The organism is Acetobacter sp. KSO5, from assembly GCF_044094635.1.
GTDB lineage: Bacteria > Pseudomonadota > Alphaproteobacteria > Acetobacterales > Acetobacteraceae > Acetobacter > Acetobacter cerevisiae.
Genome location: NZ_CP172014.1, coordinates 1,132,183 through 1,156,336, shown reverse-complemented (window position 1 = coordinate 1,156,336; position 24,154 = coordinate 1,132,183). Strand labels below are relative to the sequence as shown.

General features: G+C 61.6%; 22 protein-coding genes and 1 tRNA gene. 11 read left to right on the top strand and 12 right to left on the bottom strand.

Going from position 1 to position 24,154, the window contains the following annotated elements; all coding sequences use genetic code 11:
- Positions 1–52: 52 nt before the first annotated feature.
- On the top strand, positions 53–2,242 hold the full coding sequence (locus tag ACHQGU_RS05265) for a heparinase II/III family protein (protein ID WP_395496095.1): 2,190 nt from the start codon (positions 53–55) through the stop codon (positions 2,240–2,242).
- 8 nt (positions 2,243–2,250) lie between these two features.
- Positions 2,251–3,363 (top strand): glycosyltransferase family 4 protein, encoded by a 1,113-nt coding sequence (locus tag ACHQGU_RS05260; protein WP_395496094.1) that lies wholly within the window; start codon positions 2,251–2,253, stop codon positions 3,361–3,363.
- 109 nt (positions 3,364–3,472) lie between these two features.
- Here ACHQGU_RS05260 and ACHQGU_RS05255 read toward each other — a convergent pair whose 3' ends face one another.
- From ACHQGU_RS05255 to ACHQGU_RS05230, 6 genes are all read right to left on the bottom strand, one after another.
- On the bottom strand, positions 3,473–3,979 hold the full coding sequence (locus ACHQGU_RS05255; RefSeq protein ID WP_395496093.1) for a hypothetical protein: 507 nt from the start codon (positions 3,977–3,979) through the stop codon (positions 3,473–3,475).
- Positions 3,980–4,124: 145 nt separating this feature from the next.
- Entirely contained in the window at positions 4,125–4,802 is a 678-nt protein-coding gene (gene dnaQ / locus ACHQGU_RS05250; RefSeq protein ID WP_062250689.1) for a DNA polymerase III subunit epsilon, read from the bottom strand.
- A complete protein-coding gene (gene coaE / locus ACHQGU_RS05245; RefSeq protein WP_395496092.1) occupies positions 4,799–5,386 on the bottom strand; it encodes a dephospho-CoA kinase in 588 nt (195 codons plus the stop codon). Before coaE ends, dnaQ begins: the two co-directional genes overlap by 4 nt.
- A 50-nt stretch (positions 5,387–5,436) precedes the next feature.
- A complete protein-coding gene (locus tag ACHQGU_RS05240) occupies positions 5,437–6,312 on the bottom strand; it encodes a shikimate dehydrogenase (RefSeq protein WP_395496091.1) in 876 nt (291 codons plus the stop codon).
- Positions 6,313–6,556: 244 nt separating this feature from the next.
- Entirely contained in the window at positions 6,557–7,414 is an 858-nt protein-coding gene (locus ACHQGU_RS05235; RefSeq protein WP_395496090.1) for an N-formylglutamate amidohydrolase, read from the bottom strand.
- Positions 7,415–7,508: 94 nt separating this feature from the next.
- Positions 7,509–7,832: a hypothetical protein gene (locus ACHQGU_RS05230; RefSeq protein ID WP_395496089.1), complete on the bottom strand. Its 324-nt coding sequence runs from the start codon at positions 7,830–7,832 to the stop codon at positions 7,509–7,511.
- Positions 7,833–8,080: 248 nt separating this feature from the next.
- On the opposite strand from ACHQGU_RS05230, the gene argH reads away from it, so the two are divergent.
- The 6 genes from argH to ACHQGU_RS05200 all read left to right on the top strand — a co-directional run bounded on the left by argH (position 8,081) and on the right by ACHQGU_RS05200 (position 15,921).
- Entirely contained in the window at positions 8,081–9,541 is a 1,461-nt protein-coding gene (gene argH / locus ACHQGU_RS05225) for an argininosuccinate lyase (RefSeq protein ID WP_395496088.1), read from the top strand.
- A gap of 2 nt (positions 9,542–9,543) precedes the next feature.
- Positions 9,544–9,687, top strand: a complete 144-nt coding sequence (locus ACHQGU_RS05220; RefSeq protein ID WP_167375208.1) for a hypothetical protein — start codon at positions 9,544–9,546, stop codon at positions 9,685–9,687.
- Between the two features lie 134 nt (positions 9,688–9,821).
- Positions 9,822–11,165 (top strand): diaminopimelate decarboxylase, encoded by a 1,344-nt coding sequence (gene lysA, locus ACHQGU_RS05215; RefSeq protein ID WP_395496087.1) that lies wholly within the window; start codon positions 9,822–9,824, stop codon positions 11,163–11,165.
- Positions 11,162–13,996 (top strand): DUF4175 domain-containing protein, encoded by a 2,835-nt coding sequence (locus ACHQGU_RS05210; protein ID WP_395496086.1) that lies wholly within the window; start codon positions 11,162–11,164, stop codon positions 13,994–13,996. Before lysA ends, ACHQGU_RS05210 begins: the two co-directional genes overlap by 4 nt.
- Positions 13,997–14,087: 91 nt before the next feature.
- Positions 14,088–15,074, top strand: a complete 987-nt coding sequence (gene galE, locus ACHQGU_RS05205; RefSeq protein ID WP_395496085.1) for a UDP-glucose 4-epimerase GalE — start codon at positions 14,088–14,090, stop codon at positions 15,072–15,074.
- Positions 15,075–15,180: 106 nt separating this feature from the next.
- Positions 15,181–15,921 carry a trypsin-like serine peptidase gene (locus ACHQGU_RS05200; RefSeq protein ID WP_395496084.1) on the top strand — a complete coding sequence of 247 codons (741 nt, stop codon included), beginning with the start codon at positions 15,181–15,183 and terminating at the stop codon, positions 15,919–15,921.
- A 116-nt stretch (positions 15,922–16,037) separates the two neighbouring features.
- On the opposite strand, the gene ACHQGU_RS05195 is transcribed toward ACHQGU_RS05200, so the two are convergent.
- Positions 16,038–16,367, bottom strand: coding sequence for an ArsR/SmtB family transcription factor (locus tag ACHQGU_RS05195; RefSeq protein ID WP_395496083.1), 330 nt, complete (start codon positions 16,365–16,367; stop codon positions 16,038–16,040).
- Between the two features lie 95 nt (positions 16,368–16,462).
- Between ACHQGU_RS05195 and ACHQGU_RS05190 the strand changes: the two genes are divergently transcribed.
- Positions 16,463–17,554 carry an NADH:flavin oxidoreductase/NADH oxidase gene (locus tag ACHQGU_RS05190; RefSeq protein ID WP_395496082.1) on the top strand — a complete coding sequence of 364 codons (1,092 nt, stop codon included), beginning with the start codon at positions 16,463–16,465 and terminating at the stop codon, positions 17,552–17,554.
- A 252-nt stretch (positions 17,555–17,806) separates the two neighbouring features.
- On the opposite strand, the gene panB is transcribed toward ACHQGU_RS05190, so the two are convergent.
- A complete protein-coding gene (gene panB / locus ACHQGU_RS05185) occupies positions 17,807–18,628 on the bottom strand; it encodes a 3-methyl-2-oxobutanoate hydroxymethyltransferase (RefSeq protein WP_062140796.1) in 822 nt (273 codons plus the stop codon).
- 165 nt (positions 18,629–18,793) lie between these two features.
- Here panB and ACHQGU_RS05180 point away from each other — a divergent pair.
- A tRNA-Tyr gene (locus ACHQGU_RS05180) sits at positions 18,794–18,879 on the top strand.
- 228 nt (positions 18,880–19,107) lie between these two features.
- Here the strand turns inward: ACHQGU_RS05180 and ACHQGU_RS05175 are convergent.
- The 4 genes from ACHQGU_RS05175 to ACHQGU_RS05160 all read right to left on the bottom strand — a co-directional run bounded on the left by ACHQGU_RS05175 (position 19,108) and on the right by ACHQGU_RS05160 (position 23,001).
- Positions 19,108–19,920 (bottom strand): SDR family NAD(P)-dependent oxidoreductase, encoded by an 813-nt coding sequence (locus ACHQGU_RS05175; protein WP_395496081.1) that lies wholly within the window; start codon positions 19,918–19,920, stop codon positions 19,108–19,110.
- Between the two features lie 81 nt (positions 19,921–20,001).
- Complete coding sequence (locus ACHQGU_RS05170) at positions 20,002–20,886, bottom strand: S-methyl-5'-thioadenosine phosphorylase (RefSeq protein ID WP_395496080.1); 885 nt, start codon at positions 20,884–20,886, stop codon at positions 20,002–20,004.
- A complete protein-coding gene (locus ACHQGU_RS05165; RefSeq protein ID WP_395496079.1) occupies positions 20,873–21,742 on the bottom strand; it encodes a cytochrome c1 in 870 nt (289 codons plus the stop codon). The genes ACHQGU_RS05170 and ACHQGU_RS05165 overlap by 14 nt, the downstream gene beginning before the upstream one ends.
- Entirely contained in the window at positions 21,739–23,001 is a 1,263-nt protein-coding gene (locus ACHQGU_RS05160; RefSeq protein WP_395496385.1) for a cytochrome bc complex cytochrome b subunit, read from the bottom strand. The genes ACHQGU_RS05165 and ACHQGU_RS05160 overlap by 4 nt, the downstream gene beginning before the upstream one ends.
- Positions 23,002–23,177: 176 nt before the next feature.
- On the opposite strand from ACHQGU_RS05160, the gene hemF reads away from it, so the two are divergent.
- A complete protein-coding gene (hemF, locus tag ACHQGU_RS05155) occupies positions 23,178–24,092 on the top strand; it encodes an oxygen-dependent coproporphyrinogen oxidase (protein WP_062250663.1) in 915 nt (304 codons plus the stop codon).
- Positions 24,093–24,154: the final 62 nt, after the last annotated feature.

Genomic DNA, 24,154 nt, shown 5'->3' with positions numbered 1-24,154 from the left:
TGACAGATCCTCTGTCCTCCCTGCCCTCTCACTTCGGAGCACTCCCTGCCTGATGCCCCTGCGCCGCTGGACCCGTGATGCCCGTCTGACCTTTGCCATGCGGAACCCGCTGGGTGGTTTTAGCCGTGTGCCTGCCGCACCGGCCCTGACATTGCGAGACCTCTGGCCGGGGGACCCTCTGGTGGGTGAACGTCTGGTGCGGAACCAGAGCCTGTTTGAAGGGGTTGTGCGCAACCTCCAGCATTTGCAGTGGGATAACCCCGCCTGGCCGGAAGCCTATCGCCGCTGGCTGCAAGGCTTTACCTGGCTGCGGGACCTGCGGGAACTGGGTGCGGAATCCGCCCGCATCAAGGCGCGCAGCATGGTCGCCACATGGATTGGCCAGCCTGCCTCTGAACGCCCGATTACTGACCCTTCCGTAACCGGGGCGCGTCTGGCCGCGTGGCTCTCCTATTACGAATTTTTCGCTGCTGCTGCGGATGACAATTTCCGGCAGAACCTGATGGCTGCGCTGATTATGGAAGCCCGCTCCATTATGGCGCTGATGCCGGAGGGAGCCCGTGGCTGGCGCGCGCTGACAGCCCTGAAAGGCCTGCTCGCCGTTGCTGTCGCCATTCCTGACCACCCGGAATTTCTGTCCCGCTATCTCAAACTGATTGATCAGGAAATTGATCAGCAGTTCCTTGCGGATGGGAGCCACATCACCCGCTGCCCGGAAGACCAGTTTCAGGCCGTGCGGGAACTGGCTGAAATGCTCAGCATTCTCCAGACAGCCCGCCTGCCCCTGCCCTCCCGCCTGATGGAAGTGGCCGACCGCGCAGCTCCGGCCCTACGCGCCATGCGGCACGGGGATGGCGGGCTGATGCTCTTTAACGGCAGCCGGGAACGCGACCCGCAGTTGATCGAGCAGGTGCTCAACCGTGCCTCCCGCGGGCGCGTCGTCGCCGCCAGCCAGCCGGAAAGCGGCTATATCCGCCTGACAAGCGGCCGCACCATGCTGTTTGCCGATGCCTCCGGCCCCGCCCCGGCGGGTTATGACAGCACGGCCCATGCGGGCATGCTTTCCTTTGAATTTTCCTCTGGCCGCCAGCGGATTATCGTCAATTGCGGGTCCAGCACACAGCGTGGCTGGGCTGAGGCGCTGCGCGTCCCGGCGGCGCATTCCGTGCTGGAAATGGGCTCACTCTCCCCCCTTACGCGCAACCAGAGCGGGGCCATTACGCACCGGCCAACCGTCACGCGCGCACAGGCCTCGCAGGACGGCGCGCACTGGCTGCACATGACGCATGATGGCTACAAGCCCCAGGGCGGCGGCGTGTATTCCCGCCAGCTTTATCTGGGCAAGGATGGCCAGACCCTGCGCGGGGCGGAAGCCCTTGAGGGCACAGAAAGCCGGGATTTCTGTGTGCGCTTCCATCTGCACCCGGACATTACCGTGGAAGAAATCGAACACGGCTTCCTGCTCTACACGCAGGAAGAAAGCTGGCTGTTTCAGGCCAACGTGGCCGCTTATCTGGAAGACAGCGTCTATCTGGGCAGTGGCGAGCGCGTGGACTCTCTGCAAATTGTCCTCTGCCCGCCAGAAGCACCCGAACCACCGGAAGAACGTGCTGCTGAAGGCGAAGAAGAGGCTCTGGAAACCGAGGCGCACGGTGCAGACCACGCCGCAGCCCATGCGCAGGGCGATACCTACCCGGAAGACAATGCCGCTTATTCCGCCGACCACGCACACACCGCCAGTGAACAGGACGCGTTTTACGGCCAGTCTCATGCGGCAACTGAGCACGAGGCCTATCAGCCAGAAAACGAGGGCTACGCCGAACAGGATGCGTCAGCCGCCTACCCAGACCATGCCTACGCCCAGACGGACATGCAGGGTTATGTGCAGGAGGGTGAAGCTTACGCCGCAGCCCCGCAACACAGCGAAGAAGACGCCTTCAGCCCGCTGCTGCATGATGCACCTCCCGCCGACAGCATGCCCTATCAGGCTGCCAGCACGACGGGCCTGAGCCATACGGGCCAGTCCGAACACGCCACGCAGGAAACGCCGAGCATGGCGGAGGCGCTTTTTGCCGGGCAGGATGCGGCGGCTGACCATGCACCGCAGACGGAAGGTCCCACAGAGCACGGGACATCCGCACAGGCCTCTGAATCCGCAGCTTCCAGCAAACCTGCCGGAACTGCCCCCTCCGCCCCGGCCATGCGCCCGGTCCGCTGGGCACTCACCCTGATGACTGAGTAAGGCCGGGCGTGAAAATTCTTGAAATCACGAACGTCGATTTTTCCCTGAATCACTTCCTTCTCCCCCTCATGCGCGCCCTGCGGGAAGAGGGGCATGAGGTGGTCGGGGTTTGTGCAGATGGCCCTTTGGTCGCCCCGCCCCGGCAGGCCGGGTTTCGGGTGGAAACGCTGCCCTTTGCCCGCTCTTTTTCCCCTCTGGCGCAGGCCCGGGCGTTCTGGGCGCTGGTGCGGCTGATCTGGCGGGAAAAACCGGACATGGTGCATGCACATATGCCCATCAGCGGTATTCTGGCCCGCGTGGCCGCCAAACTCTGTGGCGTGCCCCGCATTGCCTATACCTGCCACGGTTTTCTGTTCAATCAGCCGGGGTCTGCGCTGCGGCGCGGACTGGCGCTGGTTCTGGAATTTCTCTGCGGGCGCATCACAGATGTTTATCTCACCGTCTCGCAGGAAGAAGCCGAGGATGCCCGACGGCTGCATATCGCCCGCACCCCCATCGCCATTGGCAATGGACGGGACAGCTCCCGCTTCCGGCCAGACCCGGCAGCCCGCGCCCGCATCCGTGCGGAACTGGGCACGGCAGAAGAAACGCCGGTTATCGTGGTGGTCTCCCGTCTGGTGCGTCACAAAGGCTATCCGGAACTGCTGGACGCCATGCGCAGCGTGCCTGAAGCCGAACTGTGGGTGGTGGGCGAACGACTGACCTCCGACCACGGTGCAGCACTGGATAGCTGCTTTGCCGAAGCACAGGCCGCCCTTGGCTCGCGCCTGAAATGTCTGGGGTATCGGGCTGATACGCCTGCGGTTCTGGCTGCTGCGGATATCTTCACGCTGCCCAGCCATTTTGAAGGGCTGCCCATGTCCATTATCGAAGCGATGATGACGGGCCTGCCCGTGGTCAGCACCGATATCAGCGGCCCGCGCGAGCAGGTTGTCTCAGGAGAAACCGGCCTGCTGGTGCCACCTGCTACAGTCGCACCCCTCGCTGCGGCCCTGCGCCAGCTGGTGCAGGACGTGCCCCTGCGCACCCGCATGGGGCAAGCCGGACGCCAGCGCGCTCTGGCACTGTTTGAAGAAAAGCAGATTATTCAGAAAACAGTCCGCTTGCTTACCAGCGGCTGAGCAACGCAGAGACCGTCAAAAAATTGGTGCGCTAAGCAGACAAAATGATGGGCGCAGGCGAGAGGCTTTGCCCCTCTCATACCCTCTGCGCCCCGTCAGATCTCAAAATTCATTTGGCCGCAGAATGGGCCTTTACGCTGCCTGTATGCTCACCGGAAGACTGCTCCGGCGTTTTGAGCAAACGGATAGTCAGACGAGACGGAGAAGCAGCAATTCGTGCACCGCCGCGCGTGTAGTCCAGACGAATCCGCACGCCGTTGTCATTTTCCATCAGCTGGCCGCTGACGCCACGCCCCACGGTTGCTTCACCAGAGAGCGCCCAGAACGTACCGGCAAAATCTTCAATCCGCTGGAGATTATAGACCTTGCCCACACTGTCACCGGATGAATAGCCGATTGCTGCGGCGGAAGCGCCCTTGACGGAGAACGGATAGGTCCGCCCGCCGTAAGTCAGAACCCCATGGCCCCACGTATAGCCCACACCCAGATCGGCTGAACTGGTGTGAAACGAGACTTCACCCGTTACAGGCCCAAGCGTCGTCTGGGCACAGGCGGTCAAAGACCATGTACCACACAAGGCCAGGGCAGTCGCAATGTGAAGGGATGCAGAGCGCATCAACAGGCTCCTTGCTGTCAGGATGGCGGCCGCCAAAGTCCGGGGGATCCAGATGCAGCGCCTTTTCGTCTTGCCATGTTTTACGGAAAGAAGAAACACGGCAAGACCATAAAGACAGTAACCTTTTTAAAAAGATATGCTGCCTCTATTCAGCAGTCCACACAGGTTCCTTGAGTTCTTCCACAAAAGCGCGGTGCGCCGCCAGTTCTTCCTGCGTGGGCACAACCCGCACAACCCGACGATTCACCGGCCCCTCATACATCACGGCATGGCCGTTGGTGCCGTCTGCCACCAGCCCGAGCCCGTGCTGGCGGCCGCCCATCAGCTCCACATACACATCGGCCAGAAGCTTGCAGTCCAGCAGCGCGTTATGCGTGGTTCGGGCAGACAGATCGATGCCAAAACGGCGGCACAGCGCATCCAGACTGTTGGGCATACCGGGGAAGCGCTCACGCGCCATATCCAGCGTATCCACCATGCGGCCGAGATCCAGCGGCTTACGCCCCGCCCGTTTCAGTTCCGCATTCAGAAAGCCAAAGTCAAAGCGGGCGTTGTGGGCAATCAGCTGGTCATCGCCAATAAAGCTGAGAAATTCATCCACAACCTCGGCAAATTTCGGCTTCCCCTGAAGGTCCGCTGCCGTAAAGCCATGCACGCGGGAGGCCTCTTCCGGCACGTCCCGCTCCGGGTCAATCAATACGCGGTAGCTCTTGCCAGTTGGCAGGTCACCCACCAGCTCAAGGGCCGCAATTTCAATCACCCTGTCGCCGGTGGCCGGGTCCAGCCCTGTGGTTTCCGTATCGAACAGAATGGAGCGTTTCATGCCTTTAGTGCCTTAATCAGAGATCGAACCTGCCGCTGCGTTGCGCCCAGAGCCACACCAGTCTCTATCACCGTATCCGCCAGCCGTCTCTTTCTGGCATCGGGCATTTGCCGGACCATCAGCCGCCGGGCCTCGGCTTTTGGCAACCCACGCCGCCGCGCCACCCGCTCAGCCTGCAAACGGGGCGGAGCGGACACCAGCAGGACATGGTCACAGGCCCGCTGGCTGCCGGTTTCAAACAACAGCGGAATATCCAGCAGCACGCAGCGTGCGCCCTGCCGACGGTGGCGGCTGAGAAAATCCTGTCGGGCCGCCCGCACCATTGGGTGAAGAATGGCCTCAAGCTGCCGCAGCAGACCCGGCGTTTCCGCCACGGCCCGCCGGAGAACGGCTCTGTCAAGATGCCCATTCACCACCGCCTGCGGCACCAGTTCCGCAATCGGCCCAAGGGCTAGGCCATGATCGGCCTGAAGCTGGCGTACGGTGGCATCGGCATCAAACACCGGAACGCCCGCCTGCCGGAACATGCTGGCCACGGTGCTTTTGCCCATGCCCATTCCGCCTGTCAGCCCCACAACCTTCATCTCAGACCTTTCTGTTTGCCTGATGCGCGCCGCGCTCCCCCGCCAGCGCGTTACAAGCTAGCCGTCACAGTTGCTTCTGTCTCCGCATCCACGACCGGGTCCTGCCCGAACCATTCGCGGAAACCGAGGCGCGCCTGATGCAGCAACATGCCCAGCCCCCCCAGCGTTTTCAGGCCGTGCTGTTCTGCCTCAGCCAGCAGTGGGGTCAGGCGCGGCACGTAAACAATATCCGCCACAACCAGTTTATGAGAGGCCGCTTTCAGAGACGGACAGAACATCGGGTCCGGACCGCCTTCCATGCCCAGTGAGGTGGTGTTCACCAGCAGGTCATACCCGCCCAGTCCGGCTTCCCACGTCTCCCACAGCACAACCTCCAGCCCCGGCAGAACAGCGGCAAGGCTCTCGGCCCGCGCCTGTGTGCGGTTGGTCACGGCCACATGCAGCCCCCGGTCCTGCAACGCCGCCGCGACTGACCGCGCAGCCCCCCCGGCCCCCAGCAGCAACGTCCGACCAGACGCCGGAAGGCTGATGCCGCTGGCGTCCATGCTGGCCACAAAGCCTCCGCCATCGGTTGAGAGTCCCCGAATCCGGCCATCCTCTTCAAACACCAGCGTATTAACTGCTCCGGCCCGCTGAGCGGACGGGTCCAGCTCATCCGCCAGCGCACAGGCAGCTTCCTTGTGCGGAATGGTGACATTCGCGCCCCGGAACCCGGCGGCCTGCAAACCGCGCACGGCAGCTTCAAACTGTTCCGGCTTTACGGGGAGCGGCACATACGCGCCATCAATCCCGTACCGTCGCAGCCAGTAATTATGCAGCGCGGGAGAACGGGAGTGCGAAACCGGCCAGCCCAGCACCCCGGCCAGACGTGCCTTGCCGGTGATGATCTGAGGTTTGGTGGAAACAGAATCGGGCGTTTTGGTCATGCTGTTCTCTGGCGTTTCAGACGGGAAAACGGGAGCAAGCCCCCTCCGCACCGACGGCGAAAGGGGCTTCTGTTTCAAAAAATGGCTTTATCAAACATTAAGGGCAACACACACGGACGCAAAGGCGACACATAAAGCGACCGGAACAGTTCTGAAACGCACGCATGCAACCTGCATACCTCTCCGTTTCAGTCCCACTCTCTCTCGCCTTATACTCAGCCAAGACACACGCTTACCTGCCAGACTACCGGCTGGCCTGACCCGCCTGCTTTGCAGATGCCGGAGCGGATTGCTGGTTATCCTGCGCGGTGAGCGCTTCCGTGATCTGACTGGCCCCATAGATTTTGCAGAATTGCGCCCATGCCTCCGGCAGCAGGCGCGCCAGACGCTCAGCCCAATCTTTCTGGCCAGCTTCATCAGCAATCAGATCCTGCCGGATTTCAATTTCCAGATGCGGCAGCTGCCGTTTTTCACCGTGCAGCGGAATGGTGTAGTCGGACGTATCGGTCAGCGCATAAGGCTCATTGTCCCCCACCGTCAGACCATCCTGCCGCAGCAGGTCGAGCATGATGTGGGCCAGACGCGAATCATGATTATGCAGAATGCCGGCATGCCAGGGGCGCTTAAAGCCCCGCATTTCCGGCGTGAAGCTGTGCAGCGCCACAACGGCCGTCGGGCGACCGGCTTTCAGACGGGCATCCAGTTCCTGCGTAATACGACCGTGATAGGGATGCAAAATGGTCTCATGCCGGTCGGCAATCTGCTCCGGCGTCAGCCCCGCATTGGCAGGCACCGCCGTGCCGTCGCTCACGCTGACAATGGAGGTCGGGTGACCGGGGGCGCGGTTGCAATCAATCACCAGCCGGGAATAAACCTGCTCAATCAGCATGGCAGGCAGCAGAGCGGCCAGATGACGGCCCACGCCATCAATCCCGATATCCCAGCCAATATGGCGCGCGCGCTCTTCCGCACTCACGCCCAGATCCCCCAGCGCGGGCGGCACGGCGCGGCCTGCATGGTCACTCACCAGCACAAAGGGGCCGCCCTGATCGGTGCCATAGACGGCAAAACTTGAAGCTGTTTTTGCGGTACTGTCCGTCATCCTGCATCCTTCCAATAAGCAAAAAGGCCACCACGGACAAAACCGGGCGGCCTCCTGCTCAGCACTCCGGCGTTTTGCCAGAGACCATCATGCCTCAGCCTTTGGCGGAAGAGACAACCACGCCCGCTTCATCAGCCTGAGCGCGCACCAGACCGGCATCTTCACCCGTCAGGCCTTCATCATCCAGTTCCGCGTCCGTCAGGTCATACACCAGATAGACCGGGTCGGCCCCCTCCAGCGATTCTTCACCGCCCAGATCGTAGGAACGGGCTGCCACATACTCAGGCCCGCGCATTTTCTCTTCGATTTTCTTCACGGCTTCAATCGGGCTTGCGGCCTTCATGACTTCCAGCAGCACATTCGGGCCGGGATCAATCACAGCGTAGGTCGTAAGTTTGTTCGTTGCACTCATAGTCATGAACTCCTTGGAATCCTGTTCCTCTTGCCTGCGCAAGATAGGGATGATCCCGCATTACGAAAACCCATGCCGCGTAGCAGGGCAGCCCCGCCCTCACAACAGGTGATAACGGCATCATGGCGTATCCTCACGGTTTGCGCCACGGCGCGCGCATCAGTAGGGTGCACGCTTTGCACGCTGCACCCACGGGCCTGACCCACCGGATGCAGCACACAGACACTTTTTAAGGATACGGGTTGGGGCATGACATGTCTCTGAGCAGCACGGACACCACCAGCACGGCCGCCGGGGCCAAAGCAGACGCCAACATGCAGTGGGGCGGCCGGTTTGCCGGTGGCCCTTCCCAGATCATGCAGGCCATCAACGCCTCGATCGGGTTTGATAAAGCCATGTGGAAGCAGGATATTGCAGGGTCTCTGGCCCATGCTGCCATGCTGGCCCATACCGGCATTATCTCTGCCGAGGATGAAGCCGCCATCCGCGAGGGCCTGACAGCCATCGGTCAGGATATTGAAGCCGGACGCTTTGAATTTTCCGAAGCGCTGGAAGATATTCACATGAATATCGAAGCCCGCCTGTCCGAACGGATTGGTGAACCCGGCAAACGCCTGCACACCGCCCGCTCCCGGAATGATCAGGTCGCGACCGACTTCCGCCTGTGGACGCGTGACGCGCTGGACGGGCTGGACCAGCAGGTGGCTTCCCTGATGCGTGCCCTCGCCCGCCGGGCGGAAGAGCATGCTTCAGACCCCATGCCCGGCTTTACCCACCTGCAAACCGCACAGCCCGTAACGTTCGGCCACCACCTGATGGCCTATGTGGAAATGCTGGCCCGTGACCGTGGCCGTCTGGCAGACACGCGCAAACGCCTGAACGAATGCCCGCTTGGCTCAGCAGCACTGGCTGGCACGTCCTTCCCCATCGACCGGAAGATGACAGCCCGCACGCTGGGCTTTGACCGCCCGACGGCCAACTCACTCGATTCCGTATCGGACCGGGACTTCGCGCTGGAATATCTCTCAGCTCTGTCCATCATGGCCATGCATCTCTCCCGTCTGGCGGAAGAGATTGTGATCTGGTGTTCCTCACCGTTCTCCTTCATCCGGCTGTCCGATGCGTTCACCACTGGCTCATCCATCATGCCGCAGAAGCGCAACCCGGATGCTGCTGAACTGGTGCGCGCCAAAACGGGCCGCATTACCGGCAGCCTTGTCAGCCTGCTGACGGTCATGAAGGGCCTGCCGCTGGCTTACGCCAAGGACATGCAGGAAGATAAAGAGCCGGTTTTTGCTGCCACCGATGCCGCCGCCCTCTCCCTCGCCGCCTGTGACGGCATGGTGCGGGATATGACGGCCAACACGGCACAGATGCGTGCGCTGGCCGGCTCCGGCTTCTCCACCGCGACCGACATTGCCGACTGGCTGGTGCGGGTGCTCAAGGTGCCGTTCCGCACCGCGCATCACGTTACAGGCCGTCTGGTCGCCAAAGCGGAAGAAAAAGGCGTGGATCTGGCCGATCTGTCTCTGGCAGAGATGCAGGCGGAAGAACCCGGCATTACGGATGATATTTATTCCGTACTGACGGTTGAAGCCTCCATTGCCTCCCGCACCAGTGAGGGCGGCACCGCCGGCAGCAATGTGCAGCGTGAAGCCCGCAAATGGCTGGCAGCACTGGACGCTGAACCTGTGGCTGAACACAAAGGGGCCTGAGCATGAAGATCCGTCTGATTGTCAGTTTTCTGGCACTGGTCGTGCTGGCCCTGCCGCTGAGCGGCTGCGGCAAAAAAGGCTCTCCCCATGCGCCGGGACCGCAGGATAAAATCATTTATCCGCAGGGCTATCCGCCCGCCGACTAAGCTGGCTGCACTGGCATGATGACTGGCAATCTGTCAGGCTGGCGGTATAACAGAACAAACACGCTCCGGGTCCGGCAGAAGCCGCCCTGCCCCATGGGTGCCGGAGCATTTTATTTTCAAGGCTTACGCGCCCCATGGCCGATGATGTGACGTTTCATGACCCGGACCCATCCGTTGCGGAGCTGCTGGCCAGCCGTCCGTTTCTGGAAATGGACCCGCTCTGCGGCCTGATGCTGGATGGCGTGGCGCTTAACGCCATTGCGGATAAAGTCGGCACCCCCTGCTGGGTGCTGAGCGGTGACACCCTGCGCGCACGCATGCACCGGATGCGGCAGGCCATGCAGGATGCCGGGCTGAACGCCTCCATCCATTACGCCGTGAAAGCCAATGACCATCTGGCCGTTCTCTCTCTCCTGCGTGAAGAAGGCTTTGGTGCAGATATCGTCAGTGGTGGCGAACTGGCCCGCGCACTCAAAGCCGGCATCCCGGCCAGCCACATTGTCTTTTCAGGCGTGGGTAAAAGTGATGCCGAGCTGGAGCATGCCATCGGTCTGGGCATCGGGCAGATCAATGTGGAAAGTGCGGAAGAGCTGGACATTATTTCCGGCATTGCCCGCAAACTGGGCAAAGACGCCACCATCACCCTGCGCGTGAACCCGGACGTGGACGCCAAAACCCACGCCAAAATCACCACCGGTCTGGCCGCCAACAAGTTTGGCATCCCGTATGATGACGCCGCAGCCCTTTACGCCCGAGCCGCAAGCCTGCCGGGCATCCGGGCGGTCGGGTTCTCCACCCACATAGGCAGCCAGATTACTTCCGTCGCGCCCTATCGCGCAGCCTATGCCCGCATTGCCGAACTGGTGCAGGCCGTGCGCGCTGCGGGTCAGACGGTTGAAGTCGTGGATTGCGGCGGCGGCCTTGGCATTTCCTATCGCAACGAGCCGGAAGGCCAGCCGGAAGCACTGGCCGGGGCCATCAGGGCGGAACTCGGCGGCCTGAATGTCCGTCTGGCCATTGAGCCGGGGCGCTGGCCCGTTGGCCCCTCCGGCCTGCTGCTCAGCACCGTTATTCTGAACAAGGCGCGTGGTGATGAAGCCCCGTTCCTTGTGCTGGATGCCGCCATGAATGACCTGCTGCGCCCCAGCATGTATGATGCGTGGCATGGCATTGTTCCCCTCAGCCCGCATGACGCCGCCCTGCCCGCTGCCCCGGCCCATGTCGTCGGCCCGGTGTGTGAAAGTGGCGATACCTTCGCCCGGGACCGCGCCCTTCCCCCCATGCAGCGCGGCGCACGCGTCGCTATTCTGGATACCGGGGCCTATGGCGCTGTGATGAGTTCCACCTACAACAGCCGCCCGCTGGCGGCGGAAGTGCTGGTGGACAAGGGCTCATGGCACGTTATCCGCCCTCGCCAGCCGCTTGAAGCCCTGTGGCAGGATGAAAGCGTGCCCTCCCACCTTGCCGGAACCGCATGAAGACGGCGGATCTGAAACAGGATCTGGCCTCCTCCACTGCGGACGGAGGTTCTCTGGCGGCCCGGCTGGCGACCGTCCGCCAGCACGCGGCCTTTGTGCTGCATACCGAACAGCTCTGGCCCGCTCTTCAGCCCACGCTGGCGCTCCTTGGCGTGTATGGCGTAGCGGGGCTTTTACGCCTGCCGCAACACCTGCCGGACGGCCTGCGGCTTGTAGCAGTCGCCGGATGGCTCAGCCTGTGCGGATGGCGGCTGCATAATGACCTCTCCCGCCTGAAGGCCCCCACCGCGGACGCCATTGACCGCCGGATTGAACGCGCCTCCGGTCTCCACAACCGCCCGCTTGCCACCCTGACAGATCAGCCCGCCGGTGCCCGCAAAGGCCTGCCGCAGCCGTTGTGGCAGGCGCATCAGCAGCGCGTTCTGGCCACTCTGGGCACGTTACGCGCCGGATGGCCACGTTTGCTGCCTGCCAGTCCGGCGCGCCGCTGGATTGGGGCGGCTCTGCTGGCGGCTTTCGTTGGCACCGGGGTTATGGCGGGGTCGTCCGCGCCCGGTCGTCTTCTCGCCGCGTTCATCCCCGGCCGGGATGATCCGGACGTGCCGATGGCGCATGTGGAAGCGTGGATCACGCCTCCGGCTTACGCGCCGGAAGCACCCGTTTTCCTCAACCCCAATGCTCCCGCTCCTTCCGTCCCGGAAGGCGCGCGGCTGACCGTTATTGTCACGGGCCTGTCCTCCCACCCCGTTCTGCGCAGCGCAGGCGGGCTGGTCATGCAGGATGAAGCGCGTCAGACACTGGACCGTCAGAGCTGGAAAATTGAAGTCACCCTGCGCCACAGCGGCCTTGTGCGCGTCGCGGGACGAGGCCGCACGCTGGCCCGCTGGCCGGTCACGGTTCTTCCCGATGCGGCCCCGACCGCTGCATGGGGCCCTAACCCGGGCGCAGGCAAAACAGACTGGCGCACCCGCCTGCCGTATGAAGCCGCGCATGCCTACGGGCTGGCCTCGCTCTCTGTGCAGCTACATCTGGTTCATCCGGGGCGCGGGCCGTCCCGCACGCTCACAGTGCCTCTGCCTCTCAGCGGTCATCCCAAATCAGCCAAGGGTATCAGCACGCCGGACCTCTCAGAAGACCCATGGGCGGGCGAGGAAGTAACCGGCAACGTGGTGGCCACTGCCGTCAGCGGGCATGAGGGCCAGAGCAAACCCGCCACCTTCCGGCTGGGCGCGCGCGTGTTCCACTCCCCCGTGGCCCGCGCGGTGCTGGACCTGCGCAAACGCTTTGCTCTGGGGCGCGAAAGCCGGAGCGAGACCGCTACAGACCTCGCCGCCCTTGGCGAAACCCCCGGCCCGATTAATGACCACACGGGCATGTTCCTAGCCCTCACCAGCCTCGTCGCCATGCTGGACGACAAGGAAGTGGATACGGAAACCGCCCGCACCAGCACCACTAATCTGCTGTGGGATCTGGCGCTGGATATTGAAGACCGCCGCAAAGGCGATGACGCCAGTGCTCAGGCCTCCATTGAGGTACGCGCCGCTCAGGCTGCCGTGGCCCAGCAGTTGCAGCACATGCGGGAAGACGGCCAGCAATCCCCGCAGGCGCGGGAGGAACTGGAAGCCCGGCTGAAAACCCTGAAAGACGCCATTGCCCGCAAGATGCAGGCTCTCGCAGCGCAGGCCATGCGGGAACATACGGCCATTCCGGATCTGCCCGGTTTTTCCAAAGCCGGGGACAAGGCCTTTTCCCGCCTGATGCAGCAGTTGCAGCGTGATGCCGCCAACGGCCATTCTGCCGATGCTCTGCAACGGCTGCAACAAATGGAAGACGCCACCGAGCGCATGCGCAACGCCACCCCGCAGGATATGGCAGCCATGGCGCAACAGATGGTGGCGCAGCAGAAAGCGCGTGAACAGGGCGCCGCCTTGCGGGACCTGACAGGCAAGGAAACATCCCTGCTGGACCACGCACAGTCGCGTCTGGATGAAACACTCCGCGCCCAGTCCCGCCAGCAGAACGACATGGATCAGGACGAAGACGGCGACGAAGATTACGGCGCGATGTCCACCTCCGAACTGCTGCGTAAGCTGGGTCTGCCCGTGCCCCCGGGCACTGACCAGAATGCCCCCTCGCCGCACGCAGCCCCTCAGCATCCAGACGCCTCTTCAGGCGATGCGCAGCAACCCGCTCTGGACCCGGCCAAAGCCGAAGCGCAGGCCGCTGCACGCCGCACAGAGCGCGCCACTCAGCACGCGCTGGACCGGGCATTGGATGAGCTGAAAGACGAATTCAAGGAACTGACCGGCAAAACGCCCCCGGCCTTCTCAGACGCACAGAAAAGCATGCACGATGCCCGCAAGGCATTGGCCGACGGGGATGATGCCACCGCCGCCACTGCGGAAGAAAAAGTGCTGGAAGCCCTGCGCAAAAGCCGCCAGCAGATGCAGGACACCATGAAGGGCAACGGCCAGAACGCCACACCCAGTTTCCTCCCTGCTTTTGGCGGCAATAGTGGCGGCCAGTCCGGTGGACAGGGTGAAGGGTCGCAAGGTCAGGGTAGCGCAGACGAAGGCGATGGGGGAGCCTCGCCCTCTGATGACGCGGATGACAGCGACGGTCAGGAGAACGGCAAAGACAAGCGTGACCCGCTGGGGCGTCGCATGGGTGAAGGCGGGGATCAGGCCCCGGACGACGGCACGCATATCCCCGATAACGTCGCCCGCCAGCGCGCGCGTGAGATTGAGCAGGAACTGCGCCGCCGCGATTCTGATCGCACCCGCCCGCAGCAGGAACTGGACTATCTGGACCGCCTGCTCAAACCCTTCTGAAGCCAGAAAAGGGCCGCCTCGGCCTTGCTTCCGGTCGCTCAAAAGCCCTAGGGTCTCAGCCATCTTTTAATGGATATGAGTATCGGCTTTCATGGCTCGTTTTCTAGTTACTGGTGGCGCCGGATATGTTGGCAGCCACGTTATTCTTGCCCTTCTGGATGATGGGCATGACGTTGTGGTGTTCGACAGCCTGCGCACGGGCCATCGCTCTGCCGTGCCGGATGCGGCAACTTTCATTCATGGGGACCTGGCAGATCTGGAGTGCCTGAACCGCGTGCTGGCCGATGGCCCGTGGGATGGTGTGCTGCATTTTGCCGCCCTCTCTCTGGTGGGTGAGAGCATGCAGGACCCGATGCTCTATATGTCCGCCAATGCGGGCATCGGCTTCGGGCTGATTGATGCCTGCGTGCGCCACGGCATCAAACGGTTTGTGTTTTCCTCCACGGCGGCTCTGTTCGGCTCTGCCGGGGATGAACCGATCAGCGAAGACACCCCTGTTGACCCCGGCTCCCCGTATGGTGAGAGCAAATACATGGTGGAACGCGCCCTGTACTGGGCCGACCGTATCCATGGGCTGAAAAGCGCCTGCCTGCGCTACTTCAACGCCGCCGGTGCTGATCCTGCCGGCCGCGCCGGGGAAGATCATCGCCCGGAAACGCATCTGATCCCGCTGGTGATCGATGCCGCCCTCAAGCGCCGCGCGGCTCTGACCCTGTTCGGGCAGGATTACCCCACGCCAGACGGCACCTGCATCCGTGACTATGTGCATGTCACGGATCTGGCCCGCGCGCATCTGGCCGTTCTGCCCCTGCTGAACGAGAAGAGCGTGACGTTTAACGTTGGCACCGGGCGCGGCAATTCCAACCGTGAAATTATTGAAAGCGTCGCCCGCGTGACCGGGCTCGAGGTGCCATGGCAGGCCGGTGACCGTCGCCCCGGTGACCCGCCGTGTCTGGTGGCCAGCCCCAAACGCCTGATGGCCGCCACCGGCTGGGCTCCGGAATTCACGGATATCGACCGTATTGTGGAAACCGCCTTTGCATGGCGCAAAGACCACCCGCAGGGTTATGCAGACTAAGTCGAAACACTTTCCCTTGGCCCTGCATACCGTCTGTTTGCAGACATTACACAGGGCTTTGGCCGCGGGGTTTGGGGCCGCCGCATTTGTAACAGCCGGGGCCGCCATGTCCCTGCTGTTACCCCCTCTCCCTGCTTATGCAGAGGGGCCGGACTACCGTACTCATCTGGCCGGGGTCACGCCCTTTGCGGACCCTCGGCAGCGCGTCTCCACCACACAGGCCCCGTGGTCTGCCATTGGCCGGGTGCAGACGGAACTCGGTTCCCGCTGCACCGGCTTTCTGATCAGCCCTGTATTGGTGGAAACAGCAGCCCATTGCCTCTGGCTCACGCAGCCTCAACGTTTCGTTCAGCCCAGCAGCGTGCATTTTCTGCGCGCCTATAGTGGCGATAAATTCACGGCCCATGCGCGCGTTGTCCGCTTTATTGTGCCCCCCGGTTATTCTCCCACTAAAGAAAGCCTGAGTGCCGGGCTGGACCATGCCACACTGGTGCTGGACCACCCGGTTGCGCGCCCGGATGAGGCCTTTCACGTCAGCACCACACCCGACGACATTAAACCCGGTATGGCGGTTGTGCTGGGAGGCTACGAGCAGAACATGCCGGACGTCATCACGGCGGATCTGCATTGCCATATGACCGGCCTGACGCACGACAGGAGCGGCAATCCTCTGTTCTCCCATGACTGCGCCGGCACACACGGCAGCAGCGGCGCGCCCCTGCTCTATCAGGACGCTTCAGGGTGGCATGTGCTGGGGGTGCAGGTTCTGGCGAGCAGCGCCCACGCAGGCGGTCAGGCTGTGCCGCTCTTAAATAGTCCGGGCGGCACATCGGAAGATCCGCAATAGCGTTTTTTCTTCCCGGCGCGATGCGCTATCCCCCATCTTACCGTGCAGGGGCCAACACACTTTCGGCAGCCATCCACGTGCGCCCTTCCAGGAAACGCAGGACATCCCCGCCGCCGTCAGTCCTGCGCAGCTAGTTCCGCACTCCGCGCCGCAGCCTCCAGAATCGTTTTCAGCAAACCGGGAAAGCGCGCCTCCAGCTCAGCATCCCGCAGGCTGTTCATGTGAGTCACACCCACAACCAGAGTCCGCACCAGCCCCGCTTTTCGCAGCACGCTAAAATGGTGAGAGACGGAGGATTTCGGCCTGTCTCCCTGCAACGGAGCGCAGGGTTGCGGCTGCAAAACCGAGAGTTTCTGCACAATGGACAGCCGATACGGGTCGGACAGCGCATGCAGAATGGCCGTTAACTGAAACGCCTCTGCAGGCGGATGTTCATACTGCTTCATACGTTTTTCCTGCCCTTTGCCCTTGCGCACGATAATAGTTCGATTATTGTCGAACTATTCACTCACCCGCTTCATTTTGAAAAAGGGCCTCATCCATGCCAACTCTCTTTGACCCCTATACCTTAAAAGACGTCACCTTACGCAACCGTATTACCGTTGCCCCCATGTGCCAGTATATGGCGCAGGATGGCGTGCCGAATGACTGGCACCATGTGCATTACGCCGGCCTAGCCCGTGGCGGCTCCGGTCTGGTGGTGGTGGAAGCCACGGGCGTTTCTCCCGAAGGCCGCATCACCCCGGGCTGCCTCGGCCTGTGGAATGATGAGCAGGCGGCAGCCTTCGCCCCGATTGTGGAGTCCATTCGCAAGGCTGGCGCTGTGCCGGGCATTCAGATTGCGCATGCAGGCCGCAAGGCAAGCGCTAACCTGCCGTGGGAAGGGGACGACCATATCCCTGAAGGCGACCCGCGCGGCTGGCAACCCATTGGCCCCTCTGCCATTCCGTTTGGTGCCAACCTGCCCCGCACGCCGACGGAAATGACGCTGGACGATATTGCCCGCGTGAAAGCAGACTTTGTCAAAGCCGTGGAACGCGCACGGGATGCAGGCTTCCAGTGGCTGATGCTGCATTTTGCGCACGGCTATCTGGCGCAGAGTTTTTTCTCTCCGGACGCCAACAAACGCACAGACCAGTATGGTGGCTCTGCTGAAAACCGCGGGCGCTTTCTGGTGGAAACACTGGAGGCTGTGCGGGAAGTCTGGCCGGAAAACCTGCCGCTGACTATTCGGTTTGGCGTAATTGAATTTGACGGCCATGATGACGAAAACCTGCGGGATTCCGTCGCCCTGCTTAAAAAACTCAAAGAATCCGGGCTGGATTTTCTGGATGTGAGCATCGGCTTCTCCACCCCAAACGGCCAGATCCCGTGGGGTGCGGCGTTCATGGCGCCCTATGCACACCAGATCAAACAGGAAACCGGCCTGCCCGTTTCCACCTCCTGGTATATCAGTGAAGGGCGACAGGCTGATGCGCTGATCCGCACCGGCACGCTGGACGCGGTAGCTCTTGGCCGCCCGCTGCTGGCTGACCCGCACTGGCCCTACGCTGCGGCGCGGGCCGTGCATAAAAAGCAGCCCGCTGGCGTTCTGCCCCCGCCGTATGGCTGGTGGCTGAACCGTTACCAGTAAAGCCTGCTAGATTCCTCTCTGTTTGTCCCAATCACGGGGAACAGAGAGGCGTTCCTTGCGGACATGATTTCTTTGTAAAAGCCTGAGAGAACGGAGCCATACGCCCTGCTCTCTCAGATATAGTCTGATAGCAAGAGGGTATTTTAAAATCCTGTTGCGCAGACTCAAATTACGCCAGCACGCCTCTGGCTTGCTTTTTTAAAGCAGCCATTTAAAGACACTCTGTAAAATACCTTACTCCCGAACAGTTTTTCAGGATTCCTTTTTTGGCATCCCAACGCACTGCTCCGGCCCCGGAAAACTGCGGTTGCGCACGGCTTCGGCATACTCTGCCACGGCTTTGTCCACCTGTTCGCCAATCGCCGCAAAGCGTTTAACAAAACGCGGAGTGAAATCAGAGAAAAGCCCAAGCATATCTTCCCCGACAAGAATCTGACCACCGCAGGCCGGAGAGGCCCCAATGCCGATTGTCGGCACGGAAAGCGTTTCTGAAATCTCACGCGCCAACGGCTCCATGGTGCTTTCAATCACAATGGAAAAAGCCCCGGCGGCTTCAATCGCTTTTGCGTCCTGCATCACCTGCTCGGCCTCGCTCCCACGCCCTACGGTGCGGAAACCGCCGTGCGTATGCACAGCCTGCGGCTTGAGGCCGATATGGCCGATGACCGGAATACCGCGTTGGGTAAGGAAGTGGACGGTTTCAGCCATTTCCACGCCGCCTTCCAGCTTCACGCAGCCAGCCCCGGTTTTCGCCATGATTTCAGCCGAGACAGCAAAGGCCTGCTGCGGGCTCTGCTGGTAGCTGCCAAATGGCAGATCAATCGCCACACAGGCACGCTGGCTGCCGCGCACCACGGCCTGCCCGTGCGCAATCATCATCTCCGGCGTGACGGCCAGCGTGGAGTCCATGCCATAGACCACCATGCCCAGAGAATCCCCCACCAGCAGGAGGTCACAATGCGGGTCCATCAGGCGGGCCATGGGGGTGGTATAGGCCGTCAGCGCGACAATGGGGGCGTCCAGCGCCGCGAGGGACCGCGGGGTGTGCCGTCTGGCTGTCACATGTTTGCTCAAGACTGTCTCTCCTGCTCAAAAAAGCTGCTGAGCGGCACCTTTCACGCCTGATGGCACCCCTGTCCACCCATCGCCCGCAAAGTTTTTTCCTGAATACGGAAAGAGAATGAAAACAGAGTGTTGACAACAGGCCGCCTGACCTCTAATTCCTCCCTCAACAACCCCGGAGGAGTGCCCGAGTGGCTAAAGGGGGCGGACTGTAAATCCGCTGGCGTACGCCTACGTTGGTTCGAATCCAACCTCCTCCACCATTTTTCCTGAAAATAAAAATAGCTGCTTAGCACTTCGTAAATGCGAATTGTGCTGCGTTTACTCTACAGATTTCATCTGTGGGGCAATTTTGCGTGTACACGCTCTCAAAACGCCAGCATGGAGTGCCAGTCACACGCAGCATTGTGCACGGCAAGTTCACACTCCATCTCCACCGTCAAAGCCGCAAAACACAGCACCGGAGAAAATGAGCCCTCAGGAGTGCCGCCTCAGCACCTTCCCTGCCCATCCAGATACTTCCGCAGCCCCTTGCGGCCTTTTTTGAGCAGGATTGGCAGGATCAGCCGCCAGACGCGGGGCATCATCAGCATGAGCTGAGCCAGAATACCGTCTGAGCTGGGGCAGAACACTTCCGCACGCGGGCGGCGCAGCAGGCCCATGACAATGACAGCAATGCCATCTGCCGTAGCGGGCGCCGTGACGAAGTTCAGCGGTGAGCCACCGTTATCAATCTCGCGCTTAAGCATGGGCGTATCGACTGCGCCCGGAAAAACGGACGAGACATGGATGCCGCGTTTACGCACATCCTGCGCCAGAGAAAGCGCAAAGCCACGCAGCCCGAATTTGCTGGCCGTATAGATACTGCTGCCCTCCAGCGGCACGAGGGCGGCCATGGAGTTGATGAACACCACATGCCCGCCTGAGGGGATATGTGGCAGCAGCTTCATGGTCAGCAGAATGGGGGCTTCAAGATTGACGGCCAGCTGGCAGGAAACAGAGGCCGTATCCCCGCCCCCCATGCGCTGCGGCACAATCACCCCGGCGCAATGCACCAGCACCTGTACGCGGCGGCCAAGTGCTGCAACCTGCGCGACAACATGTTCAATCTGCTCAGGCTTTGTCAGGTCACACGATATCGGCGTGACAAATGGCTGTTCCTCGCCCCCACTCCGGCTGAGCGCCAGAACATGGTAGCCCGCCGCCACCAGACGGCTGACAAGCGGCACACCAATGCCACCCGCGGCCCCGGTTACAAGGGCCAGCGGGCGGGTTAAAGAGCGAAGATGTTCAGAAGTCGTCACGAGAGCAAAGCCATCCATTCTTTTGGCTAGCATTCGCCCGTTTTGGTGAGACGTGCAAGAGAGGCTGCCTGGTTAGCAGCCTTACAGTACGCGCCCGGCTATGACTTTCAGCTTGCTGATAAGCGCAGGGTCCCGCGCTTCCGGGGCGGTAATCAGGGCATATTCCAGCGCTCTGTCACACCCGGCAGAACACAGGCCACGCGGCTGACCAAGGGCGGGAATCACCGCTTTCACCAGCGCCTTCGCTTTGGCGGAGTTGCCCTGCATGGTTTTCACCACACTTTCTACCGTCACGTTATCGTGGTCTTCGTGCCAGCAGTCATAATCCGTCACCATGGCGACGGTCGCGTAGCAAATCTCGGCTTCCCGCGCCAAAGTCGCTTCCGGCATGTTGGTCATGCCAATTACGGAGCAGCCCCATGAACGATACAGGTTGCTTTCCGCACGGGTGGAAAACTGCGGGCCTTCCATCACCAGATATGTGCCGCCACGGGTCGCTTCGATATTCAGCGCCTTGGTCTGGGCTTCCAGCACGTCGCCAATACGGGCGCAGAGCGGGTCTGCCATGGAGATATGGGCCACGCAGCCAGTGTCAAAAAAGCTTTTTTCCCGCCAGATGGTGCGGTCGATAAACTGATCGACAATCACAAAATGCCCCGGCGGCAGCTCTTCTTTCAAAGACCCGACCGCAGAGAGCGAGACAATGTCGGTCACACCCGACATCTTCATCGCGGCAATATTGGCACGGTAGTTCAGACGAGACGGCGGAATGGGATGCCCCCGGCCATGACGCGGCAGGAAGACGCAGCGCACACCATCCAGTCTGCCAAACAGAAGCTGGTCAGACGGCAGACCCCACGGGGTTTCAACAGTGCGCCATTCCTTCTCTTCCAGCCCGTCAATATCATACAGACCGGACCCACCGATAAGACCGATGACGGGTTCCACAACTTCATTTTGCAACATGAGACCAGATTCTCCGTTTCAGGATAACAAGCAAACAGGCGAGAAAACACAGATAGAGCCCAACCCCAACCCCCAGCCTGCGTTTGTCATCCGCATGCGGGTTGGAAATCCACGCGAGAAAGGCTGTGACATCCCGCGCTTCCTGCTGCGCAGTGGGCTGGGTGCCATCGGCATACATTACGGCATGATCCCGCAAAGGCGGTGGCATGGCTGTGCGGTGGCCAATGGCATAGGGGTTTGCAAAGCCTGCTTCGGGTTGAGCAGCTCCGGCTTCCGCCGTTGGTGGCTTTACTGGCGCATAGCCCGTCAGCAGCGCATACACACGGTCTGGGCCGCCGGGATAGACCTGCGTGATACGGGACAGATCAGGGGGCACCGCGCCACGGTTTGCAGCCCGTGCGGCATCCGGGTCAGCATAGGGCCGGGGCAGCGCATCATCCGGCGTGGCTTTGCGATGTTTAAGGTGCCCTTCCGCATCCCGACCTGCGGCAACCTGCCAGGAGGCTGCAAGGGCTGCCACCTGCTCAGGCGTCAGGCCCATATCGCCAAGGTCGGAAAAATGCACCTGCGTCAGGCTGTGACAGGAGGCACAAACACCGGCAAACACAGCATAGCCACGTTGCACAGCCCCCAGATCAAAATGCCCGAGTGGCCCGTTGAAAGACCAGTTCTGTGCGGGCGCATGCGCCGGGGCACCTGAGGGAGGCGCAGCCTGTGCAGAGGCCGTCAACGCTCCCTGCCCGGCCAGCACGAAGGAGCACACCAGCACGCCCGCCACCACCTGCGGTAGCCTGCGCACGTTCCCCCTGCGGCCAACCGCAAGGGACCGCGCCGCGAAAGACATCCGCGCCTTCAAGACAGTGCCTCCTTACGCGCCAACCGACTGTAAAACGGCAAAAAACCGAGGAAATAGAGGTAGTAGCCCAGCGTCGCCAATCGCCCGACCACCAACCAGACGCCTTGCACATGATGCCGCCCCGCAAGCCCGGCCAGCACGAAGGAACAGACCAGAACCGCCAGCGCCACACGCGGCAGCCAGCGCAAGCCACCCCAGCGACCAACCGCGAAAGTGGCGGAATTACCCCGGTCCAGCCAGGGGACAAACAGCAGGATGGCCACAGCACCACCCGATACCAGCAACCCGAAAAACTTGGAGGGCACAGCCTGCAACATTCCGTAAAATGGCAGAAAGTACCATTCTGGCTCAATGTCCGCAGGGGTGTGCAAAGGGTTGGCCGGGCGATAATTTTCCACCTCGGTCACCAGCCCCGGCCAGAAGCACATCACCAGCGTGAACAGAATGGCCAGCACCACCACGCCCAGACCATCCTTGACGGTAAAATAAGGATGGAACGGGAGCATCCGCGCCCGGTTCTGCCCCATGGCACCCGATGGGCTTGTGCTGCCTCTGGCATGCAGAACTGCCACATGCAGGATGACCATGCCGACAATGGCAAAAGCGAGCGTGAAGTGCAGCACGAACATCCGGTGCAATGTGGCAGTGCCCGGTGCATCACCGCCCAGAAAAACCCGCTCCAGCGTGTTCCCTACCAGCGGGATCGCGCCAACAGCTTTGCCTGCTACATCGGCCCCCCAATAGGACATCTGGCCCCATGGCAGCACATATCCGGCAAAGGCGGTGATCATCACCATCATCAGCAGAACCGTGCCAACGCCCCACAGCCCCTGACGCGGCGCACGGTAGGAGCCGTAACACAGCCCCCGAAACACATGCAGATAGAGGGCAGCCATAAAGAACGTAGCCCCCGTCATATGCATACTGCGCAGAAGCCAGCCGAAGGGCACGCGTCGCTCCAGCGTTTCGACAGAGGTAAAGGCCAGCGAGGCATCGGGCGTATAAGTCAGCGCCAGTGTCAGGCCGCTCAGCAGCATCAGAGCCAGAACGGCCACCAGCATGGCGCCAATGGTCCACAGCAGGTTGAGGTCTCGCGGCAGGAGAAACGCCATATACTCCCGCACAAACCCATAGGCCGTATGCGTCTGAGCTGCACCACCCGCTGCGGAACCAGCCGACGTTTCCGGCACGGGCTGCACCGAAACCGGCCCCGTTGGCGGCTGATAGGCCTGATCCTGACACGATGGTGTGCCTGCCATCCGTTCCCCCTCACCTCTGCCAGACACGGCATCCCGAACGCCGTACAGAACAGTGTTGTCGTGTTTAACGATGAACGGCATGATCTTGCAATGATCGTCAGGAAGGCGCACCTCTAAGGCCTTTAGCAGGCGCGGGTGAGCCTCCATCCGCGCGTGAGAGGAAAAAAGACCCGGCTATGACTCCCACCAAAGCGTATTCTGTGCCCGCCCATACAGCTCTGAAAGCGGAAGCTAAAGAGTGGTTTGAAACCCTGCGTGATAAGATCTGCGCTGCCTTTGAGCAGATAGAGCAGGACGCCGTGCAGCAGAACGCGCCTATCCTGCCTGGGCATGAAGCCGCAGGCCAGTTTGAGCGCAAAAGCTGGAACCGCCAGAATCAGGACGGCACCCCCGGCGGTGGCGGTGTGATGAGCCTGATGCGGGGCCGCGTTTTTGAAAAAGTGGGCGTGAATGTCTCCACGGTGGAAGGCACATTCTCCCCGGAATTTGCTGCCACCATTCCCGGTGCGTCGGAAGACCCGCGCTTTTTTGCAACCGGCATCAGCCTTGTGGCGCATATGTGCAGCCCGCTGGTGCCTGCCGCGCACTTCAATACCCGCATGATCATCACCACGCAGGGCTGGTTTGGCGGCGGCGGGGATATTACCCCCATGTTCCCCGAAAGTGCGGAAGCCATTGATGACGCCGCCCGTTTCCACGCCGGGTTTGAGCAGGCCTGCGCCCGCCATGACCCCGAGTATTATCCGCGCTTCAAAGCCTGGTGTGACAAATATTTCTACCTGCCGCACCGCAACGAACCGCGCGGTCTGGGCGGCATCTTTTATGACCGGCTGGATAGCGGGGACACCGCGCAGGACTTCGCCTTCACCAAAGATGTCGGCCTTGGTTTTCTGGAAACCTATCCCGAAATTATCCGCGACCGGATGATGGAACCCTGGACGCCGGAACAGCGCGAGGCGCAGCTCATCCGCCGTGGTCGCTATGTGGAATTCAATCTTCTGCATGACCGCGGCACGCTGTTTGGCCTGAAAACCGGCGGCCATACGGAAGCGATTCTGATGAGCATGCCGCCGGAAGTGAAGTGGCCCTGAGCGACCAACCGTAATTTTGCCGCAGATCGCTGGTGCGGTCTGGCGGGGCTTGCAGGACTCCA

Bases quoted from the DNA above. Each gene is read 5' to 3' on its own strand.
- ACHQGU_RS05210 (WP_395496086.1), top strand. From the start codon at position 11,162: ATGAAGACGGCGGATCTGAAACAGGATCTGGCCTCCTCCACTGCGGAC.
- hemF (WP_062250663.1), top strand. From the start codon at position 23,178: ATGACTCCCACCAAAGCGTATTCTGTGCCCGCCCATACAGCTCTGAAA.
- lysA (WP_395496087.1), top strand. From the start codon at position 9,822: ATGGCCGATGATGTGACGTTTCATGACCCGGACCCATCCGTTGCGGAG.
- coaE (WP_395496092.1), bottom strand. From the start codon at position 5,386: ATGAAGGTTGTGGGGCTGACAGGCGGAATGGGCATGGGCAAAAGCACC.
- ACHQGU_RS05160 (WP_395496385.1), bottom strand. From the start codon at position 23,001: ATGGCAGGCACACCATCGTGTCAGGATCAGGCCTATCAGCCGCCAACG.
- ACHQGU_RS05220 (WP_167375208.1), top strand. From the start codon at position 9,544: ATGAAGATCCGTCTGATTGTCAGTTTTCTGGCACTGGTCGTGCTGGCC.
- ACHQGU_RS05200 (WP_395496084.1), top strand. From the start codon at position 15,181: ATGTCCCTGCTGTTACCCCCTCTCCCTGCTTATGCAGAGGGGCCGGAC.
- ACHQGU_RS05230 (WP_395496089.1), bottom strand. From the start codon at position 7,832: ATGACTATGAGTGCAACGAACAAACTTACGACCTACGCTGTGATTGAT.
- ACHQGU_RS05255 (WP_395496093.1), bottom strand. From the start codon at position 3,979: ATGCGCTCTGCATCCCTTCACATTGCGACTGCCCTGGCCTTGTGTGGT.
- ACHQGU_RS05240 (WP_395496091.1), bottom strand. From the start codon at position 6,312: ATGACCAAAACGCCCGATTCTGTTTCCACCAAACCTCAGATCATCACC.
- ACHQGU_RS05190 (WP_395496082.1), top strand. From the start codon at position 16,463: ATGCCAACTCTCTTTGACCCCTATACCTTAAAAGACGTCACCTTACGC.
- argH (WP_395496088.1), top strand. From the start codon at position 8,081: ATGTCTCTGAGCAGCACGGACACCACCAGCACGGCCGCCGGGGCCAAA.
- galE (WP_395496085.1), top strand. From the start codon at position 14,088: ATGGCTCGTTTTCTAGTTACTGGTGGCGCCGGATATGTTGGCAGCCAC.
- ACHQGU_RS05195 (WP_395496083.1), bottom strand. From the start codon at position 16,367: ATGAAGCAGTATGAACATCCGCCTGCAGAGGCGTTTCAGTTAACGGCC.
- dnaQ (WP_062250689.1), bottom strand. From the start codon at position 4,802: ATGAAACGCTCCATTCTGTTCGATACGGAAACCACAGGGCTGGACCCG.
- ACHQGU_RS05265 (WP_395496095.1), top strand. From the start codon at position 53: ATGCCCCTGCGCCGCTGGACCCGTGATGCCCGTCTGACCTTTGCCATG.
- ACHQGU_RS05235 (WP_395496090.1), bottom strand. From the start codon at position 7,414: ATGACGGACAGTACCGCAAAAACAGCTTCAAGTTTTGCCGTCTATGGC.
- ACHQGU_RS05170 (WP_395496080.1), bottom strand. From the start codon at position 20,886: ATGTTGCAAAATGAAGTTGTGGAACCCGTCATCGGTCTTATCGGTGGG.